Here is a 20,122-nt window from a genome sequence, read left to right as displayed (position 1 = left end):
CTGCAAATCGTTTCCGTACCCATGTACGGAATAGAAGTAGCTCTCACAAAACTAAATTGGAGATTAAACTAAAGAGTCATTAGAAGTTCTTTTTAATAAGAAGGTTATAATCTATATCCAATTGAACATGTAATAGGAAAGATTTAAGTTTTATTAAGAGTAAATAGGGAAAAGTTACAAAAGATAACATCATCACTAATGAATGGAGATGAATGAATGATATGTCAGATACAAATCAAATGCCTCGGGAAGAAGGAATAGATCATAGCTTGAGCCTTATGAGAGAAGGTTATATGTACATTTTGAACAGACGTCACAGTTTTAATTCTGATATATTCGAGACCCGATTGCTTGGCAAGAAAGCGATCTGCATGGTAGGTAAGGAAGCTGCGGAAGTTTTTTATGACACTGAGAAATTCAAAAGGAAAGATGCAGCACCGAACCGGGCGGTTCAAACACTGTTCGGGAAGAATGGTGTTCAGGCGTTGGATGGACAAGATCACAAATATCGAAAAGATATGTTTATGTCCATCATGTCTCCTGAAGGGATTCAAGGCTTAACAAACATTACAAAAATACAGTGGAATACAGCACTAAATAAATGGAAACAGATGGACAAAGTTATTCTTTATGAAGAAGTAAAGGAAATCATGTGCAGAACAGCATGCCAATGGGCAGGCGTACCGTTGGAAGAAGAAGATGTTAAGAAAATGACAAAAGACTTGGCAGCGATGTTCGAGTCTCCGGCTGCAGTAGGCCCAAACCATTGGCTAGGGAGAAATGCACGGAATAACGTGGAAAAAAGGATTGGCGAGTTAGTTGATAAAGTGCGTAATGGGGAATTAAAACCTCCAGAAGATACAGCTTTACATAGATTTGCCTGGCACCGTGATCAAGAAGGGAATCTATTAGCTACAAATACGGCTTCTGTAGAAGTAATTAATATCCTGAGGCCGATTGTGGCGATTGCTATATTCATCAATTTTACTGCGCTGGCGGTGCATCATTATCCGGAAGAAAGGGAGAAACTTGAATCCAGTGATGAAAAATATGCTCAGATGTTTGTACAGGAAGTTCGCCGTTTTTATCCGTTTTTTCCTTTTGTCGCGGCATTGGTAAAAAAAGATTTCATCTGGAACGGCTATAAATTTGAAGAAGGCACGTTAACCTTGCTTGATCTATATGGCACAAATCATGACCATGAAATTTGGGAAAATCCTGATGTGTTCAGTCCTGATCGGTTTGCCAAGTGGGAAGGAAGCCCTTTTAGCTTCATTCCGCAAGGTGGTGGTGATTACTTTATGGGACATCGCTGTGCTGGAGAGTGGGTCACCATTGAAATCATGAAAGTGAGTCTTGATTTTCTGGCCAAACGAATGGAATATGAAGTTCCTGACCAGGATTTAAGTTACAGCCTGGTAAGCATACCAAGTATTCCACATAGCAAAGTAGTGATAAAGAATGTTAAACGAAAGGTATAATCACACTAAATGATGAAAATTAATTAGCTTATTTATCTCGCCTTAGCTAAACAAGATAAATAAAAAGCTGACTCTTAATTATCGGAAAACGATTTTATAAGCAGACCACCTATGGAGAATTTAAAAAACAAAGCCTGATTTTTCTAACATGGAGAAATCGGGCCTTTTATAGTGAAAAAACCTCTATGTTTAAATCTGTGTTTACCTGACGTACTACCTTTAGGTGTTCTACATAAATGGAAATTAAATTTAGTTATATATAGAATTATTTATTACAAACTAAAAAATATAAAGAATATTTTTTGAATCATATTCAAACATATATTTGACTATTTGTTTTTGTTTGCATATAATAATAATCAAACAAACATTTGATTGATATGGGGTGGAAAACTTGCAAAATGACGCATGTGAAGTTACGTGTATAGATGAAGAAAAAGTCATAAGAGTTAAAAATGAACTAATCCAACAAAATCCTCTGGAAGTAGCCAAAATTTTTAAAGCATTATCAGACGATACTAGGATTAAAATTGCCTATAGTCTCTCTTTAGAAGATGAATTGTGTGTATGTGATGTAGCAAATATTGTTGGTGCCACAACTGCCACTACATCTCATCATTTGAGGTTACTTAAAAATCTTGGATTAGCTAATTATCGAAAAGAAGGAAAGTTAGTCTACTATTCATTAGATGATGAGCATGTAAAGCAACTAATACAGGTTGCATTTGCACATCAGAAGGAGGTTGTTAAAATTGTCTGAAGCAAAAGCATTAGAGACTGAAAAAAATGTTTACCGGGTTCAGGGGTTTACATGTGCAAATTGTGCAGGGAAGTTTGAAAATAATGTAAAAAAACTTCCGGGAGTACAGGATGCAAAAGTGAATTTTGGAGCATCTAAGATATCCGTTTACGGTGATACAACAATTGAAGATCTAGAAAAAGCTGGAGCATTCGAGAATCTTAAAGTTGCTCCGGAAAAACCCAGGAGGCAAGCTAAACCAGAGGTTAAAGAGGATAAAAGCGTATACCGTGTTGAAGGATTTACTTGCGCAAACTGTGCAGGGAAATTTGAGGGTAACGTAAAACAGCTTCCTGGAGTTGAGGATGCAAAGGTGAATTTTGGTGCATCTAAAATTGCTGTTTACGGTAATGCAACGATTGAAGAACTAGAAAAAGCAGGTTCGTTTGAGAATCTAAAAGTGACTCCTGACAAACCTATACGAGAAGCTAAACAAGAGGATATAAAAGAAGATAAAGTACCATTTTATAAAAGGCATAGTACTCTACTTTATGCTTCCTTATTCATTGCCTTTGGATACCTTTCCTCGTTTGTGAATGGAGAAGAGAACATTGTTACTACCTTATTGTTTTTAGCGTCCATGATTATCGGAGGGTTATCACTTTTTAAAGTCGGTTTGCAAAACTTACTACGCTTTGACTTTGATATGAAAACCCTTATGACAGTGGCAGTTATAGGTGGTGCCATTATTGGAGAATGGGCAGAAGTAGCCGTTGTTGTTATCCTCTTTGCAATTAGTGAAGCACTTGAGCGATTCTCTATGGATAAAGCAAGGCAGTCCATTCGTTCATTAATGGATATCGCTCCTAAAGAGGCACTCGTTAGACGGAATGGACAGGAAATAATGATTCATGTCGATGATATTGCTGTTGGGGATATCATGATTGTAAAACCTGGACAAAAGATTGCGATGGATGGTTTAGTCGTAAGTGGCTACTCTGCCGTCAACCAAGCAGCTATTACAGGTGAATCAGTCCCTGTCGAGAAAACGGTTGATGATGAAGTATTTGCAGGTACGTTAAATGAAGAAGGATTACTTGAAGTAAAAATAACGAAACTTGTAGAAGATACAACGATTTCTAAAATTATTCATCTTGTTGAGGAAGCACAAGGAGAACGGGCTCCTTCGCAAGCCTTTGTCGATAAATTCGCGAAATATTACACGCCGATTATTATGATCATTGCAGCATTAGTTGCTATAGTCCCTCCTATATTCTTTGATGGCAGTTGGGAAACATGGGTGTATCAAGGATTAGCTGTTCTTGTTGTTGGGTGTCCTTGTGCGTTGGTCATATCGACTCCGATTTCAATTGTTTCAGCGATTGGGAATGCTGCGAAAAAAGGTGTTCTTGTAAAAGGCGGAGTGTATTTAGAGGAAATGGGTGCCTTAAAGGCCATAGCGTTCGATAAAACAGGTACATTAACAAAAGGTGTCCCAGTTGTGACTGATTTTAATGTGCTTAACAAACAGATAAATGAAAAAGAATTACTATCCATCATTACTGCATTAGAGTATCGTTCTCAGCATCCACTTGCATCAGCTATCATGAAAAAAGCAGAAGAGGTGAACATTGCTTATTCTGACGTACTGGTTGAGGACTTTTCATCAATTACTGGTAAGGGTATCAAAGGCATTGTAAACGGGATTACTTATTATATCGGAAGCCCTAAACTCTTTAAGGAATTGTTGACAACTGATTTCGATTTAGACTTAGAACAAAATGTAACAACTCTTCAAAACCAAGGGAAAACAGCGATGGTTGTTGGAACTGACAAAGAAATACTCGCTGTTATTGCGGTAGCTGATGAAGTACGTGAATCAAGTAAAGAAATCATTCAAAAACTACATCAACTTGGAATCAAAAAGACTGTTATGCTTACAGGTGATAATAAGGGTACTGCGAATGCAATAGGCGGTCATGTCGGAGTATCAGATATTCAAGCTGAACTGATGCCACAGGACAAATTAGACTATATTAAACAATTAAGATCCGAGTACGGAAACGTAGCTATGGTTGGAGATGGTGTCAATGATGCTCCTGCGTTAGCAGCTTCTACAGTTGGGATCGCAATGGGTGGAGCAGGTACAGATACAGCCCTGGAAACGGCAGACGTGGCTCTAATGGGAGACGATTTAACAAAACTTCCATTCATTGTAAAGCTTAGCCGAAAAGCTCTAAATATAATCAAAGCTAACATCACTTTTGCCATTGCGATTAAATTAATTGCCTTACTATTGGTTATCCCAGGTTGGTTAACGCTCTGGATTGCCATCCTTTCAGATATGGGAGCTACCCTTCTGGTAGCATTAAATAGTTTACGACTTATGAAAGTGAAAGAATAAAGGGAAAAGGGCTTTCCAGACAGCTTGGAAAGCCCTTTTTCTAAAAATGATTACATTATAGTATAAATTCTAAATATCCAGTCTAATTAAAAATGAAAAGATTGGGTATAAGTAAAACATCAGGTTTTATATTACATAGGCCTCATATGGAACAATAACGATTTTAATTATAAAAAATAATTCTCTTCATTCATCATCAAATCATCGAAGGAGGAAACTGCAATGACTATTAAAGTAAAAAAGGATCTAGATTTGTTAGTTATAGGCGCAGGATCAGGAGGTTATGTAGCTGCAATACGAGCTGCTCAGTTAGGTAAAAAAGTGGTTTTGGTGGATAAAGCAGAATTAGGAGGAGTTTGCCTTAACCGTGGGTGTATACCTTCAAAGGCTCTGATTAGTGCTTCTGAACGAGTAAAACACATAAAACAGGCTAACTCAATGGGAATAAAGGTTTCTGGTGAAGTTGAAGTAGATATGCCAGAAGTAGTGAAGTGGAAGGACGGGATAGTGAATAAACTTACGAATGGGGTTCAAACTTTGCTGAAAGGCAATGGAGTGGAAGTAATTAGTGGGGAAGCTTATCTCACCGAACCCTATGCTGCCAAAATCAAAATTGGTAACGAAGAACAATTATATTCTTACAAAGATTTAATTATTGCGATCGGATCTCTACCTTTCGAGTTGAAAAGTATGCCATTTGATAAAAAAAGAATCATCTCTTCAACTGAGGCACTGATGCTTCAAGAAGTACCAAAACATTTAGTTGTAGTAGGTGGTGGATATATTGGTTTGGAGTTGGGGACTGCTTATGCCAAATTCGGGGCTAAAGTGACCATTCTTGAGGGGTCAGATACAATTCTTCCAGGGACGGACCCTATGCTTACAAATGTAGTAAAACGACATTTAAAGGAACTTGGAATAACAGTCATAACGAATGCTTTAGTCCAAGGCGGAGAAAATACAGGCGATGAAGTAAACGTTCAAGTTCAGGTTAATGGGAAAGAAGAGATAATTAAAGGGGATTATTGTTTGGTTTCCATTGGAAGAAAACCGAACACAGGAAAAATCGGGTTAGAAAATGTTGGAGTAGAGCTTGATCAACGCGGGTTTATTAAGATAAATGATAAATGTCAAACAAACGTTGAACATGTTTATGCGATTGGTGACTGTGCCGGTGGTTACCTTCTTGCTCATAAAGCAAGCTACGAAGGTAAGATAGCTGCAGAGGTGATAAGTGGGTTAAAGAGTGTAATTGATTTTCAAGCAATGCCTTTTGTTATTTTTAGCGACCCGGAAGTAGCCTATACAGGTTTAACGGAAAAGGAAGCAAAGGAAGAAGGATACGAAACGGTTTCTAGTCGTTTTCCATTTCAAGCTAACGGCAGAGCATTATCAGTTTCTGATGCCGATGGTTTTGTACAAGTTGTGGCAGACAAGGAAACTAATCGGGTTTTAGGTGTACAAATGGTAGGGCCAGAAGTATCATCACTTATTGCTGAAGCAGTTTTTGCCATTGAGTCAGGGGCAACCGCAGAAGATCTTAGCCTTACGATTCATGCCCATCCAACTCTACCTGAGCCATTAATGGAAGCTGCCGAAGGTGTTATGGGACATGCTATTCATATGCTAAATAAAAAGCAATGATGTGAGAACAGGCGACCTGCACTCAGCATAAGTGCAGGTTGAATTTTTTCAATTTTAACTGAGTGGAAATAATGGATATACTGTTTTACGTCTTTATTTAGGACTTTGCTAATGTCTTGGCTGGCTTTATTTAGTGCCATGCCAGAATCGTTGGAACTTTATTAATTTAGTGCATGTTTATTGTTATGGCATTTGGGTCGAACTTTTGGATTCTAGCTATTTCTTCCTCCCATTTTAATTTTGGAGAAAAAACTCATCAACATTCTCACCAAAGGACACCTTGGTGCTTTAACTAATAACTAAAATGATATTTTATTTAGATATATTCAAATATATGTATAATCGTTTTAATGAAATTATAATGGAGTTGGTAAAAAGTGGGCACAACCATTATTTCTGCAATTGGAGCATTCATCGTAACCAATATTGATGACATTTTTGTTTTAATGCTACTGTTCTCCCAGGCAAAAGCACATGCTAATGTGACCGACGTTGGAAAGATTAACATGCAGACAAAGAAAAATCTGATCTACCCTAGAGATATCGTAATTGGACAATATTTAGGATTTTCCTTGTTAGTTTTGATTAGTCTTTTAGGAACTTTTGGTGTGATGTTAATTCCAGAACAATGGGTAGGATTACTTGGTCTAATCCCGATATATTTAGGGATTAAGCTGTTTATCAAGGGTGAAGATGAAGATGAAGGTGCGATCATTTCTAGTTTAAACTCAGGAAGATTTAACAAACTCTTTATGAGTGTAGCCTTCATTACATTTGCCAATGGTGGAGATAACATCGGCATTTATGTTCCGTTTTTCTCGACTTTAGGTACAAATCAATTAAGCATTACAGTTATTACATTTTTAGTCATGGTGGCCATTTGGTGTTATATTGGTTATCGTTTAGCAGCCTTTAGGCATGTTTCTGAAATATTAGAGAAATATGGAAGGTGGATTATTCCTATTGTCTTTATTGGATTAGGTATATATATCATGCTAGAAAGTGATACTTTTAGTAGCCTGTGGAATTTACTGAATTAAATATGTTACCACATCCTCCCTTTGGAATTTTCCAAAGGGTTTTGTTTTTCATAAAGTGTTTGTTTTCACATCATTAGGGGCATTATATAAAATGCTTTGTGGGAATTGAAAATGTTCGTGTGAAGGATTATGAATGGGAAAGAAGATTTTATGAGTCACTATTTTTAATTTCATTAATTAAGATCGTTTAGGAGGTATGTATTTTTATGGGAGTAAAAATAGTTTCTGTAAAGGAATTTGCTAAAAAAGTCATGAATCATGAGAGCTTATTTATAGTAGATGCGAGAAATCAGAATGATTTTGAGGATTGGAAAATTGAAGGTAAAAACGCCGAGGTTATCAATTTACCTTACTCAGAGGTGAAGGAGAATATAGGACAATATGTACATAAACTGCCTAAAGACAGAAGTATTTACACTGTTTGCGCTAAAGGGAATTCTTCAAAGATGATGGCGGAACTGTTAGAACAAGCAGGATGTGAAGATGTTTATTCCATTGAAGGTGGGATGAGGGCATGGAGCGAACATCTTGAGCCTGTAAAAATTGGTGATTTGAATAGTGGAGGTGCAATTTATCAGATTATACGTCTAGGTAAAGGGTGTTTATCCTATTTGATTTCTTCAAATGGTGTAGGGGCTATCATCGATAGTAATCGTATGATCGATACTTATGAACGGCTTACGAAGGAGTATAATATTAGCATTAAATATGTATTGGACACACATCTTCATGCGGATCATATTTCAGGTGGAAGAAAACTTGCTCGTAAACTAGGAGCAACCTATTATCTACCTTCTAAAGATGCCAGAGAAGCAGAATTTAATTTTGTTTCTATAGAAGATGGAAACGAAATTAAAATTGGAAATACCGTCATACAAGCTCTTTATTCACCGGGACACACTATCGGAAGTACATCTTTTATCATAGACAATCAATATTTATTAACCGGAGATATTTTATTTATCGATTCTATAGGGCGTCCAGATTTAGCTGGAAAAGCAGCAGATTGGGTTACGGACTTACGACAAACTCTATATAAACGTTATAGGGAACTCGCAGATGAGTTGATAGTCTTACCAGCTCACTTTATGGGGATTGACGAAATGAATAATGATGGAATTATTTCTGAAAGGCTGGGAGTTTTATATCAAGAAAATCATGGCTTGAATATAAAGAGTGATGAAGAATTCAGTAAGGCTGTAACAGAAAATTTACCACCCCAACCTCACTCCTATGAGGAAATCCGCCAAACCAATCTGGGGAAAATTGCTCCGGAAGAAGATCAAGAAAAGGAAATGGAGATTGGGCCAAATCGTTGTGCCATTCGTTAAATGTTTATTAAGATGATTTGTTTATTCTAAATAGATTAAATTTCATGATAAGTTTCTGCATCTATTGTTTAAACAACAACGAAACATAATAAACTCTTAATTACGACAGATGTGCCCTTTGGGAAGGTCTCTTTCCAATGAATGAAGATGTGGTAAACAAGTTAATGATTTCAAAGCTTTTTTATTTGTGGGAAAATGAAATATATATCAAAAAAGAAAGAGATGGGTTCAAATGTCCCAGCTCTTTCTCTTTGGCTCATTCACATTTCAATAACAATCATCATACATGGAATAGTTTTGGCTTTGATGGTTATTCGTGGTACTTTGCGTACTATCATTTGAATTTGTATGTGGTGTACTTACATTCTTTGATGTGGAGGTTTCATTAGGGATATTGTTTTGATTATTCATGAAAGAGTTCATCATTTCAGAACAATAATCCATCATTTGTTGCAAATTTCCATTTCCATGACTAGGAGTGTTGTTTGAATGTGCAAGAGCAGCAGTGCTAATACCAAGAATCAATGCTAAAGCTGCCATAAACGCAAGTAATTTTTTCAATAATTTCACCCTCCTTTGTCCTCATTATACCCATATATTTGAATTACGAAAACAGGGAAGATCGAAATTTAAAAATCAAAAATCATAAAAGCTTTCCCTTAAGTAAAGAAAATTACATGAAATGAAAGATGAATTTGCATCCGAATCCTCTCCTTAGGATTGTTTTCTCTCTAATTTTGACTCCTTAAAAGAGCTAATAATAAATAAGACAACGCCACAAAACAAAAATACATCCGCAGTATTAAAAATAGGATAATTAATAAATGTAATCTCGAACATATCTGTTACTTCCCCGAAAATCAGCCGATCTATAACGTTTCCCGTTGCCCCACCTAAAAAAAAACCAATGGCTATTCGTGTCAACCTATCAGAGACTTTACGAGAATAAGTTAGGCCCGAAACTATCACAATAATCGCAATACTTATTAAAAATATTTTTTGTCCTGAAAAAATTCCCCAAGCAGCACCTGCATTTCGATGAGATGTCAATTGGAAAAAACCATTGATAATCGGGATGGATTGCCCATAGTCCATAAAATTTCTAACTAAATATTTAAATAGTTGATCAATACTTAGTGTTAATAAAATGATCCAGTACATAGTTGTCACCTCAGAGTTTTATAAATAAATGAAGAGAATTTAATTAGTCTAATTAGTCCAAGAGTGACCAGAGGTTGGTCCCTTTTTGCATTTCCCCCCTAAAAGTTGTCATTTGAAAATTTACAAGTTCACATTGCTATCCGTAAGTAGGCGGAGAGTTTTTTAATCTACAAATAATGGAACTACTTATTCAAATATTTGTTTGAATATATTGTAATTTTAGATTAAAATTATTAACGTAAAATGTCAACATTAAAATGATTGTTTGAATGAAAAAGAAAGGGGAGAGTAAAATGAAAAACAAAAGAACCAGATCTATTGTACGTATTAGCCTTCTACTACTTATGGCTTTAGCAGTGGCTTATGCTCTTTATCTAAATTTCTTCATGGAAAAAACACGCGTTCAAGCAGGGGATCAAGCACCTGACTTTGTGCTTGAAAATATGGAAGGAAATAAAGTTCAGTTATCCGAACTCAAAGGAAAAGGCGTATTCTTGAACTTTTGGGGAACATGGTGCAAACCATGTGAAAAAGAAATGCCCTTTATGGAACGTCAATACAATTATTTCAAAAATCAAGGGGTTGAAGTATTAGCAGTTAATATAGGGGAAAGTGACGTTGCAATCGAAACATTTGCAAAACGGTATGGCCTAACATTTCCGATACTGAAAGATAAAAAAAGTGTTGTTACAGAAACCTATGATATTACCCCTATTCCGACTACTTTTTTGATAGATAAGAACGGTATAGTAACCAAGGTAATAACGGGAAGTATGACAGAAAGGGATATTTCAAACTACATGGAAGAAATAAAACCATAAACTCTATAATAATTTTTAGGTGGGATAATCATGGAACAGCTTAATTTATTTCTTGCATTTGGTGCGGGTTTTTTATCATTTCTTTCACCTTGTTCACTTCCTTTGTATCCGGCATTTCTTTCATATATTACAGGAGTGTCTGTAAATGATTTAAAAAAAGAAAAAGGGATTTTACGAAGTAAAGCTATCATTCATACCATCCTGTTTTTAGTAGGATTTTCAATCATCTTTTTAGCGTTAGGGCTGTCCACTTCTTTTATCGGTAGATTTTTTTTGAATTATCAAGATTTACTAAGACAACTTGGAGCTATTTTGATGGTGTTTTTTGGTTTAGTCCTAACAGGGGTTTTTAAATTCAATTTCCTACTTTCTGATAAGAAAATTCATTTTCAAAAGAGACCTTCAGGTTATGTAGGATCGATTTTAATTGGGATTGGTTTTGCGGCAGGATGGACTCCTTGTACAGGTCCAATCCTTGCTGGAGTCATTGCGTTAGGTGTATCAGACCCAGGAAAAGGACTATTATACATGATTTTTTATGTCTTAGGTTTTTCCATTCCTTTTCTATTAATGTCTTTATTTATCGATAAGATGACTTTTCTAAAGAAACACAGTGCAATCTTTATGTCTATAGGAGGCATTTTGATGATTGCGATGGGAGTATTATTGTACTTTGATATGATGACTAAAATTATTGCAGTGTTAACAAGATTGTTTGGAGGATTTACAGGATTTTAAAAAGGTTTTTAGGATTTCTAGGACAACTGTATTTCAATTTTAACAAACTATATTTTCTATTATTAGCAAGTTTAGACCAATCAAACAAGCGAGAGAAGTAAAAATGAGTAAAGGAGGAAAAGATGTGGTAGCTCTTAGTAGCAATTTACTATATGCAGCATTCTTACTATATCTAATTGCAACATTTCTATTTGGAGGAGCCATTCGAGATAAGAGAAAGCAATACGAAAAGCCGAGCAAATGGGCGACAGTTGCAATAAGTGTCACAATATTAGGTTTTGTTGCACATCTTGGTTATTTTGTCACTAGATGGACAGCTTCTGGACACGCACCGGTGAGCAATATGTTTGAGTTTATAACCGCATTCTCTATGATGTTTGTAATGGGATTCATGATCCTTTACTTTTTATATAAAGTAGCCATTTTAGGTTTATTCACCTTACCAATTACATTATTAATTATTGCCTATGCAAGTATGTTCCCAACAGACATCTCTCCATTAATACCAGCATTGCAAAGCGATTGGCTTGCTATCCATGTAACAACAACGGCACTAGGTTCGGCAATTTTAGCCAGTAGTTTCATAGCAGGGGTCATTTATTTACTTCGTTCTGTTGATCAAACTAAACGCTCAAAGGGAACTTTTTGGCTTGAAATTGTCATGTACACGATTGTGGGAATACTTGCTTTTGTAGTGATTACAAGTGTTTTCAGAGGAGTGGAGTACGAAGCCGTCTACAAATGGGTTGATAAAAATGATCAAGAGGTTGAAATGACATATAATCTACCTTCGATTGTAGGTCCCCATCAAGGCGAATTACTTACAAAGGATAAAATGAAAGCCTTTGTTGAAGTACCAGCTATCATTGCAGCAGGAAAATTAAACACCGTCATTTGGTCAGCATCTACAGGTTTATTTTTATACGGGATGCTAAGACTGATTTTAAGAAAACGTATTTCTGCAGCCCTTCAGCCACTAACGAAAAATATCAAACTTGATTTGGTCGATGAAATTGGATACAGATCGGTTGCAATAGGCTTTCCAGTCTTTACTTTGGGTGCACTCATTTTTGCGATGATTTGGGCTCAAATTGCATGGACGCGTTTCTGGGGATGGGATCCTAAGGAAGTATGGGCCTTAATTACATGGTTATTTTATGCTGCGTATTTACATTTACGGTTAACAAAGGGCTGGCAGGGTGAGAAATCAGCATGGCTCGGAGTCATTGGTTTTGCGATTATTATTTTCAACTTAATTTTCGTTAACCTAATTATTGCTGGTCTACATTCATATGCATAAAAGAAAAATTATTAGCAATTATGTTTTTTTTTAAAAACAAGTTAAAAGTTAATTTGAAAAATCCAATTTTTTTTTATCCAGGCACCTGGAGGGGGATAATTTTGTAGAACCCCTCCATTTATGTAAATCGAAAGTATGTTTTTAACTGTGTTAAAAACAAAAACGTATTTGAATTTTTATTCAAATTCAACTCTCCATATGATGAAAAGAGAGTAGAACCATCGACTTAAAAATTTCATCATCAATATAGTAAAATGCTAATTTACCTTCCTTTCTATAATTAGCTACACCTGATCGTTTTAAGAACCGCAAATGATATGAAGCTGTAGCAATTGAGGACCGAATAATATTAGCCACATCACATACGCAAAGTTCCCCTTCCATAGCTAATGAAAGAATAATCTTTAATCGTGTCTCATCAGCAAGAAGTTTAAATTTTTCCGATAGATGAAGTGTGTTTTTAGAACTTAACAAATCTTGTAACTTTGCTACTTTTATAGGGTCATAACAATATATCTCACATTCATCTTCTAGAGATTCTTTCATATTTTTATCAACTAAAGACAATTCTCCCACCTCATTAAAAAATATGTGATTAGCTTATAATGAGTAAGCATTCATGTCAACATTCAGATAATTACTTGAATAATAACGTGAAGTGTTTCATATTCTCTTATGTCTTAATGCGTAAGCAAATCTAAATTATGTGTTACGTATATCAGATCTTAGCAAAAAACGTGTGAGAGTAATCAAATCATAACTTATTATGAATGAAGGGATGAATTTTTAATGGATAAAAAAAAGACAGATGAGTATATACCTGCACTAAAATACCATTGGATGACTCGATTTTATGATCCATTAATTCAATGGGGGAATGCAGGAAAAAAAGTTTAAAACACATTTAGTAAAACAAGCAACTCTCCAACCAAATGAAACGATAATGGATTTAGCTTGCGGTACAGGTACACTTGCACTTTTAATACAGCAATTACAACCTGGTGTGCAAGTAATTGGGGTTGATGCTGATCCTAAAATATTATTAATTGCTAAGGAGAAAATTAAAGAAACTCAAGTTAGTAATATCACATTTGAGGAAGGGTTTTCTGATAAACTTCCCTTTTCCAATAACCTATTTCATCATATATTTACAAGTCTATTTATTCATCATTTAACTCTAGAGATAAAAAAGAAAACATTTAAAGAAGTTCTTCGGACACTCAGATCTGGTGGCCAATTTCATATTATTGATTTTGAGAAGCCACAAAATTGGTTGATGCGTGTCGCTTTTTTCCCTATACAATTTTTAGATGGGTTTGAAACAACTTCAACCCATGTTAAAGGGATTATTCCTAATCTTTTAAAAGAATCTGGATTTGTCTCAATTGAAGAAACTGGTCAATTTTCAACTATCACAGGCACACTAAGGGCATATAAAGCCTTCAAGCCATAAGCTGTTTGATTTTTATTCAGACTTCTTTCATTTTAAGTATGAATTTTTTTATCTTCATTTTACTTTAAAGGTGTGAGTAGCACTGACAATTTTAATAAAGAGAGATGGGAATGACATACATGGAGAAGATTTCACCTTTCAATGCAATTTTGGATATCTGGAAGGTTAAACGAAGCAAACCGGAAGACATTCTACCCCGGCAACAATCTCGTTTAGCCGACCTTATCAGTTTTGCAAGATCGAACTCTCGATATTACGCACAAAAATACAGGGAGTTGCCAGAGCATATCACAAGCTTACAGCAACTCCCTCCGGTCACGAAATCCGAGCTCATGACCCATTTTAATGATTGGGCGACGGACCCAGAAGTCACCATCGAAAGTGTGAAAGAATTCGTATCAGATATGTCGTTAATCGGACATCTGTATTTAGGGCGGTATATGGTTTCGACTACCTCGGGGTCGACAGGTGTGCCAGGGATTTTTATTCAAGATAAAGGTTCAGATACGGTCATGAAATCTTTAGTAGCTTTTCGAGGAATGATAAAATTGAAATGGAGTGACATGTTGAAAATTGTGGTCAAAGGTGGACGAAATGCGGCGGTATGCTCTACAGCCGGACATTTTACAGCATTCTCCACTGCTGAACGCTTGCGCTTAAAACGGCCATCAAATGGAAAAATAAAAGTTTTTTCTATCCACTCCCCCCTTTCCACACTTGTCAAAGAATTGAATGAATATCAACCGGTTGTATTGGGAGGGTATGCAACCGTGATGGAAATTCTGGCAGAAGAACATAAAGCAGGCCGGTTACATATTCAGCCTGTGGCGATCCTTTTAGGTGGAGAAAAGTTATATCCCAATATTCGTGCGAAATTAGAATCTGTTTTCCAAGCTCGCGTTCTAGATATGTATGGAAGTACGGAAGCAACAGCCATGACTTTCGAATGTGAAGAAGGTCATTTTCATGTAAATACCGATTGGATCATCTTTGAACCGGTAGATGAGTATTACCAACCTGTGCCACCAGGGAAGCAATCCCATTCGGTTCTAATTACTAATCTGGCCAACAGAATTCAGCCCCTTATTCGTTATGAATTAACCGACCGTGTCATCATGTCTCTAGAACCATGTAAATGCGGAAGACCATTCCCGGTTATACAAGTCGAAGGGCGAACCGATGACATTTTAAAATTCTCTGCCACCAACGGACAAATCGTCAATATACTGCCATTGGCTTTGAAAACCATTGTCGAGGAAATACCAGGAGTAAAGCGTTTTCAACTGATTCAAACAGCATCGGATCAGTTAACAGTACGTTTAGAAATGGACGAGGGTAATTCAAGAGATCAAGTCTGGGAAAATGTTAGAGAAGCCCTATTAGATTACTTTGCAACACAGGGGCTAATTACCATTTCAATAGAAAAATCTAATGAGTTGCCACAAAGGAACCCTAAAAGTGGCAAGTACCAGCATATTTGGATTGATTATCGTGAATAACCAAATGGTAATGTATCGGGATTTATACAAAGAATAACACGACCAGAATAGTGACTAAAAAGCCGATGATTCCTTAGCGTAGGAAAAGTCGGCTTTCTTCTTGTCGAAAATTGCTTAGCGTATATTTTCCGCGTTTTGTTGGTAGGACCCTTTTTAATAAAATAAAAAAAACTGGCTTAACAGGATTTTACATCAAAGAAGTGCGAGATTTAAAGTTTACATACTATACATGACTAATATGTGCAAACCTTTAGTTTGTATAACTTTTTTCAATTTAGGTCTTGATAAATAATGAACCATCCGGAATATCTACCTGGAAACTATTCAGGGAATTTAAAACTGACCTCATTTTTTAACTATACTATAATAATTAGAGGATAAAATGTTCAATATACGACCATTCAATTCTCTTTTTTTGTATATTAAAATGATTAAGAAGATTTAAGAAAATATGTCTACTATGTTTAATATAGGGGGCAAGTTTAATAAATGAGGGTTCAAGAAGTTTTCCTAGAGAAACAGCAAAAGATACATGCTCATAGATGGTGAGGGAGGTTAGTTCCATAAGGAAATGGATTATTTTACACTTATGAATAATTACTCTTTATTGTTATTATTTTTTTAAAGGTTCAAATTATTTTTTATTTGATATCGTTAATTCACCATTAAGGAATGTGATTTACTGTGAGAGCAATAAATTCAATTAACTTCGTTACAAAGTTATTAATTTTATTAATTTTTTTCTATTTTAATACATATATTTGTTTTTATGCAAAAGACAAAACAGAATGCATAGTTACTGCCTGTATAGGTATCTTTCTAGTGATTTTAGTGGCAACTATTGGATTTCTTCTAAATAAAAAATAATCGATGGAAAGCAGGAAAATAGAAGAAACTCGTCAAAAACAGCCTTTACTCCCGTTGAGCAAAGGCTGTTTTAGGGATAGATTCTCTCAATCCTTTCCCAATTATTAAAATTGCTGAAAGAATCTTTCAGCAACAATTTCTTTTACGCAACAATTTCTTTATTTATTGTACTTCCTGATGCTGAAAGATCATTTATGATATCCTGGGCCACCTTATCTAATTCAAATATCATTAATTCTAAATCATCGACAGTTGCCTTCTCGAATATAGTTCTTGATTTGTCAGGGACTAACAAACCAGTTCTATATGATTTATTGTCATAAACATTTTTCAAAAATGAAAGGGAGTTTGTAATAATCCTCAACGGTGATTGGCCAACTAAGTAAGAAGAATTATCCTGGTGATACATAAGCGCAGCAATATCATAACTACTGAGATTAATTTTTGCATCACCGTCAGCCTTTAATGTCTTTAATAATCTCACAACCTTTTTATAATTTGTTGCTGTTTGAAGATCTTTATCATTCAGAAGCTTATTATGATAAAAAGGTGTGTTTGCTAATCGTGCTTTATTATGATAATCCAGGATCTTGACCCCTCGATGGTATTCTTCTTTCGTTTGATTATACAAATTTGTGTTATACCAGTTTGATGGTACTACATCGACTTTTCTTCTTAAGGAGCCTCCTTGTAACCCAATTGATTTCGCACCTGAGTTATCAACGTCTGCTGCCGGAAAAGCACTTGACAGAATAGAATAACATTCCTCTCTCAGTTCACATAAATCCTTCACCGGATCTCCTGCATACGGATATGTAGGTTTTTGAGGGGCTTCCAGTGAATAGAAACCTGAATGCAGCGTTAATACATCAATATCGCTGTGGGCCTTGATATGTGTATTATTGGTGACTGATCCCTGATATCGAAACTCAACATCAAAACCACTGTCTTTAAGTTTTGAAAGTTGATTCTTTACTCTTTCCCCTTCTGCAATTGTATTATGGGTATACTTTAAATCAACCGGATTCATTGCACCGATTACGTACTTTATAGTGGAAGACTCTTTTAGTTCTTCATAGGATTCCTTTATTACTTCATACTCACCAAATTCGGACTTAATTAACTCGCCATCTTCTTGTCTTCTTTTTTTAAGGTTATCCAACCTTTTAGAGTAGTCAAAATTCCCCATTTTTTTTCTTTCCTCCTATTCAACTTCATATCCCCATAAGATTGTCTATCTTTCATGTTATTAAAATAGCAGCCTTCAGCTGTTTTTCCATCCTCGCTAAAGGTTAAAATGCAATACCCATCATGTTTTCTTAGATCCTTATCTGAGTTAGCACTTGGATTATTTTCATAATGATATGATAACTTATATCCCATCCCTGCATAGTACTTAATTCCACCCGTGGTACTTAATGAACTAGAATCGGAATTTTTAGTTTTTAAAGTAATCAAGATTTTGTCCCATCTTTGCCTTATAGTTATAGTTCCATCCCACTTAAATTGTTTATTCAATCTAATGTTATTTGATAGTCCGGAACATTCCCATACACCATCTAAATTTGGAAAGTTAAAGATTTTCTGGAACAGAGGGACTTTCCAAACTAAGAGATTAAACAATAGATAGAGTGCGTAAAATAAAGTCACACCACTTAGAGAGATAGTAGCAACAATGGGGGCATTAAGGACTTCTTGAACCCAAGGTTGGATACGATTTGATACCAGGCTAGATAAACCCATAGATGCCATTGCAATCCCAAATAATATCTTGTGTTTAGGATGGTCAATCACAGTATACTCATGCATAAAAATCCCCATTCTTTATTGTTGTTTTAACTTAATGATTACTAATTTAATAGTACTTTATTCACAACTAAAAGACTAGTTAAAATTGTTCGTTTTTCCATTTCATAACAAATTAAACTTTTTGGGTTCACTTCACAATTTAGTGGCCTTCTTTTCTATAATAAGGTTTTGTACTAAATAATTAAGTTATTGAAAATAAGGGTCATAACTAAAGACTAATAAAGTGTCGGGTTCCGAATTAATTAACTTTAGATAGCCTTGCTACACGATATTGTAGCAGGCTGTAACCTTTTAAAATTAAATTAACTTTCTACACTTCTTTCTGATCGTACATTCATTTCGCTTTGATGAGTGTATTCCCGACTAAATTTAAGTTTTTTTATTTTTTTTTATTTAATCAGAAAATTTAAGTATACTTCTGTGAAAGGGGTGATGTTAATGAATAATTTGTTAATCAATAAAGATGATTTTATAAAAGAGATTATGATTGAGGATGTTTATATACTTAAATGGAAAATACCAAATTCTGTTCTCTTGAAAAAAAGGTTATATGGTGTAGCAAGAAAAGATATAGAAATCGATACAGTATATATGAACTTTAGTATCCGTGGTGCAGCATATACTTTTTACACTCACAGCTATGTGTTTCAAAAAGGCCTTTGGTTTGAACCTGGACTGTTGATGGGTTACCTTAAATTCAAAAAAAATATAGATAGGTCATTAGATGAAAAACACTTAGAAAGATTGAATAAATGTCCTCTTACTGGAGAGGAATATATTCCATTAAAAAACGTAACAAGAATACCTATATATCATCAAACAGACTATAAATCAGCTTTTAAACACCGTTCTAGTGCTTTTGTAGAAGAGTATTATAACAAGGAGGGAGAATACTTAGATGAAGAATTTTTCTTTTCAATATTAAGTTCGCGTGGCTTTGATATAGAAGAGGTGCGTTTGATAAACTGTAATGAACAGCAATAATGCAAAAAACTCGTCAAATCTAGACGAGTTTTTTTATTTTTATATTCTCTAGTTTTTTTACTTTTATCAAAGTATCTCTTCTCTGTTTCGTTGTAATCTTCACTCAATATAATCTATCAGTTTTAGCTAGGGTAAAGAGATTTAATCTGTGATGCCTTTATATTTAATCAGTAAATCATTAGATAAGAATCTCCATAGAATCTGCATATTTATCAATAAAGACATTTAATTAAATGAGTACCCATAAAATGATAAAAAATAAAATTAAACAGGAAAGGAAGATCTTTTTGTGAAAAAGAGGGTGAAAATAAGTCCTGTATTTTTCCTTTTAATGCTCATGTTACCTACTTTATATCTAGAATCGTCTTATTTGGATTCTTTGTATAATACTGACCCCCTTTTTATGGACAAGAAAGTGTAAATGAAAGTGAACCAGCTATGGCTGAATCTAAAGAACAAAAGGAAGAACCATTACTCTTTGAATTAGATGAAAGGCTTATTGATAAAGATGTCATTGATGGTTATCTTGTAGATACTTATCGTGAATATGAACTCTACAAAGATAAGAGTGGAAAGGTTATAAAAGTTATTCCAACATCAAACTACAATTATATTCGTTATAAAATATACAATTAATACTCTTGTAATGATTGGATAAATGACCTTAGAGTTGTCATCTGGATGTCTCGAAAGAATTCTAAGAAAATAGGACTGAGAAGGAATAAAGAGTTTATCTTTGGGGGTAGGAAGTAAGTGATGAGGCAGATATATATAATTTTTGGAAGATTTCCATTGAACAAAAATAAAAGATTCTAGATTACCCATTTATATTTAATTGGGGAAAAGGAGTG

At 35.0% G+C, this 20,122-nt stretch carries 18 protein-coding genes; 13 read left to right on the top strand and 5 right to left on the bottom strand.

Annotated elements, in window-relative coordinates; translation table 11 throughout:
* The first annotated feature begins 221 nt into the window (after positions 1-221).
* The 6 genes from MKX49_RS16275 to MKX49_RS16250 all read left to right on the top strand — a co-directional run bounded on the left by MKX49_RS16275 (position 222) and on the right by MKX49_RS16250 (position 8,639).
* A complete protein-coding gene (locus MKX49_RS16275) occupies positions 222-1,481 on the top strand; it encodes a cytochrome P450 (protein ID WP_340877011.1) in 1,260 nt (419 codons plus the stop codon).
* Between the two features lie 394 nt (positions 1,482-1,875).
* On the top strand, positions 1,876-2,241 hold the full coding sequence (locus tag MKX49_RS16270; protein WP_251543341.1) for an ArsR/SmtB family transcription factor: 366 nt from the start codon (positions 1,876-1,878) through the stop codon (positions 2,239-2,241).
* Entirely contained in the window at positions 2,234-4,624 is a 2,391-nt protein-coding gene (locus MKX49_RS16265; RefSeq protein WP_340877010.1) for a heavy metal translocating P-type ATPase, read from the top strand. Before MKX49_RS16270 ends, MKX49_RS16265 begins: the two co-directional genes overlap by 8 nt.
* A 222-nt stretch (positions 4,625-4,846) precedes the next feature.
* A complete protein-coding gene (gene lpdA, locus MKX49_RS16260; protein ID WP_340877009.1) occupies positions 4,847-6,268 on the top strand; it encodes a dihydrolipoyl dehydrogenase in 1,422 nt (473 codons plus the stop codon).
* 377 nt (positions 6,269-6,645) lie between these two features.
* Complete coding sequence (locus MKX49_RS16255) at positions 6,646-7,308, top strand: CadD family cadmium resistance transporter (protein WP_340877008.1); 663 nt, start codon at positions 6,646-6,648, stop codon at positions 7,306-7,308.
* Between the two features lie 206 nt (positions 7,309-7,514).
* Positions 7,515-8,639, top strand: a complete 1,125-nt coding sequence (locus tag MKX49_RS16250; protein ID WP_340877007.1) for an MBL fold metallo-hydrolase — start codon at positions 7,515-7,517, stop codon at positions 8,637-8,639.
* Between the two features lie 267 nt (positions 8,640-8,906).
* Here the strand turns inward: MKX49_RS16250 and MKX49_RS16245 are convergent, their stop codons facing one another.
* On the bottom strand, positions 8,907-9,209 hold the full coding sequence (locus tag MKX49_RS16245) for a hypothetical protein (RefSeq protein ID WP_340877005.1): 303 nt from the start codon (positions 9,207-9,209) through the stop codon (positions 8,907-8,909).
* 144 nt (positions 9,210-9,353) lie between these two features.
* Positions 9,354-9,800, bottom strand: a complete 447-nt coding sequence (gene lspA, locus MKX49_RS16240; RefSeq protein WP_260088973.1) for a signal peptidase II — start codon at positions 9,798-9,800, stop codon at positions 9,354-9,356.
* A gap of 293 nt (positions 9,801-10,093) precedes the next feature.
* On the opposite strand from lspA, the gene resA reads away from it, so the two are divergent.
* The 3 genes from resA to ccsB all read left to right on the top strand — a co-directional run bounded on the left by resA (position 10,094) and on the right by ccsB (position 12,659).
* A complete protein-coding gene (gene resA, locus MKX49_RS16235; RefSeq protein ID WP_095396595.1) occupies positions 10,094-10,621 on the top strand; it encodes a thiol-disulfide oxidoreductase ResA in 528 nt (175 codons plus the stop codon).
* Between the two features lie 30 nt (positions 10,622-10,651).
* Positions 10,652-11,359, top strand: coding sequence for a cytochrome c biogenesis CcdA family protein (locus MKX49_RS16230; protein ID WP_340877002.1), 708 nt, complete (start codon positions 10,652-10,654; stop codon positions 11,357-11,359).
* Positions 11,360-11,483: 124 nt separating this feature from the next.
* Positions 11,484-12,659: a c-type cytochrome biogenesis protein CcsB gene (gene ccsB / locus MKX49_RS16225; RefSeq protein WP_340877001.1), complete on the top strand. Its 1,176-nt coding sequence runs from the start codon at positions 11,484-11,486 to the stop codon at positions 12,657-12,659.
* Positions 12,660-12,845: 186 nt separating this feature from the next.
* Here ccsB and MKX49_RS16220 read toward each other — a convergent pair whose 3' ends face one another.
* Positions 12,846-13,226 (bottom strand): ArsR/SmtB family transcription factor, encoded by a 381-nt coding sequence (locus tag MKX49_RS16220; protein WP_336867266.1) that lies wholly within the window; start codon positions 13,224-13,226, stop codon positions 12,846-12,848.
* A 310-nt stretch (positions 13,227-13,536) separates the two neighbouring features.
* Between MKX49_RS16220 and MKX49_RS16215 the strand changes: the two genes are divergently transcribed.
* Both MKX49_RS16215 and MKX49_RS16210 read left to right on the top strand, forming a co-directional pair.
* On the top strand, positions 13,537-14,112 hold the full coding sequence (locus MKX49_RS16215) for a class I SAM-dependent methyltransferase (protein WP_340876999.1): 576 nt from the start codon (positions 13,537-13,539) through the stop codon (positions 14,110-14,112).
* A gap of 110 nt (positions 14,113-14,222) precedes the next feature.
* A complete protein-coding gene (locus tag MKX49_RS16210; RefSeq protein ID WP_340876998.1) occupies positions 14,223-15,611 on the top strand; it encodes a phenylacetate--CoA ligase family protein in 1,389 nt (462 codons plus the stop codon).
* Between the two features lie 1,009 nt (positions 15,612-16,620).
* On the opposite strand, the gene MKX49_RS16205 is transcribed toward MKX49_RS16210, so the two are convergent.
* Positions 16,621-17,667: a hypothetical protein gene (locus MKX49_RS16205; protein ID WP_336864882.1), complete on the bottom strand. Its 1,047-nt coding sequence runs from the start codon at positions 17,665-17,667 to the stop codon at positions 16,621-16,623.
* The gene (locus MKX49_RS16200) at positions 17,598-18,287 is read right to left on the bottom strand and encodes a Cap15 family cyclic dinucleotide receptor domain-containing protein (protein WP_101222699.1); all 690 of its coding nucleotides are present in this window, start codon (positions 18,285-18,287) and stop codon (positions 17,598-17,600) included. Before MKX49_RS16200 ends, MKX49_RS16205 begins: the two co-directional genes overlap by 70 nt.
* A 438-nt stretch (positions 18,288-18,725) precedes the next feature.
* On the opposite strand from MKX49_RS16200, the gene MKX49_RS16195 reads away from it, so the two are divergent.
* Both MKX49_RS16195 and MKX49_RS16190 read left to right on the top strand, forming a co-directional pair.
* Positions 18,726-19,271, top strand: coding sequence for a hypothetical protein (locus tag MKX49_RS16195; RefSeq protein ID WP_340876997.1), 546 nt, complete (start codon positions 18,726-18,728; stop codon positions 19,269-19,271).
* Positions 19,272-19,709: 438 nt separating this feature from the next.
* Positions 19,710-19,907: a hypothetical protein gene (locus MKX49_RS16190; RefSeq protein ID WP_340876996.1), complete on the top strand. Its 198-nt coding sequence runs from the start codon at positions 19,710-19,712 to the stop codon at positions 19,905-19,907.
* Positions 19,908-20,122 lie beyond the last annotated feature (215 nt).

Origin of the sequence: Peribacillus sp. FSL M8-0224 (assembly GCF_038003055.1) — a bacterium.
Lineage (GTDB): Bacteria > Bacillota > Bacilli > Bacillales > DSM-1321 > Peribacillus > Peribacillus frigoritolerans.
The sequence above is the reverse complement of the archived record's forward strand: the minus strand, read 5'-3'. Positions and strand labels throughout refer to the sequence as shown.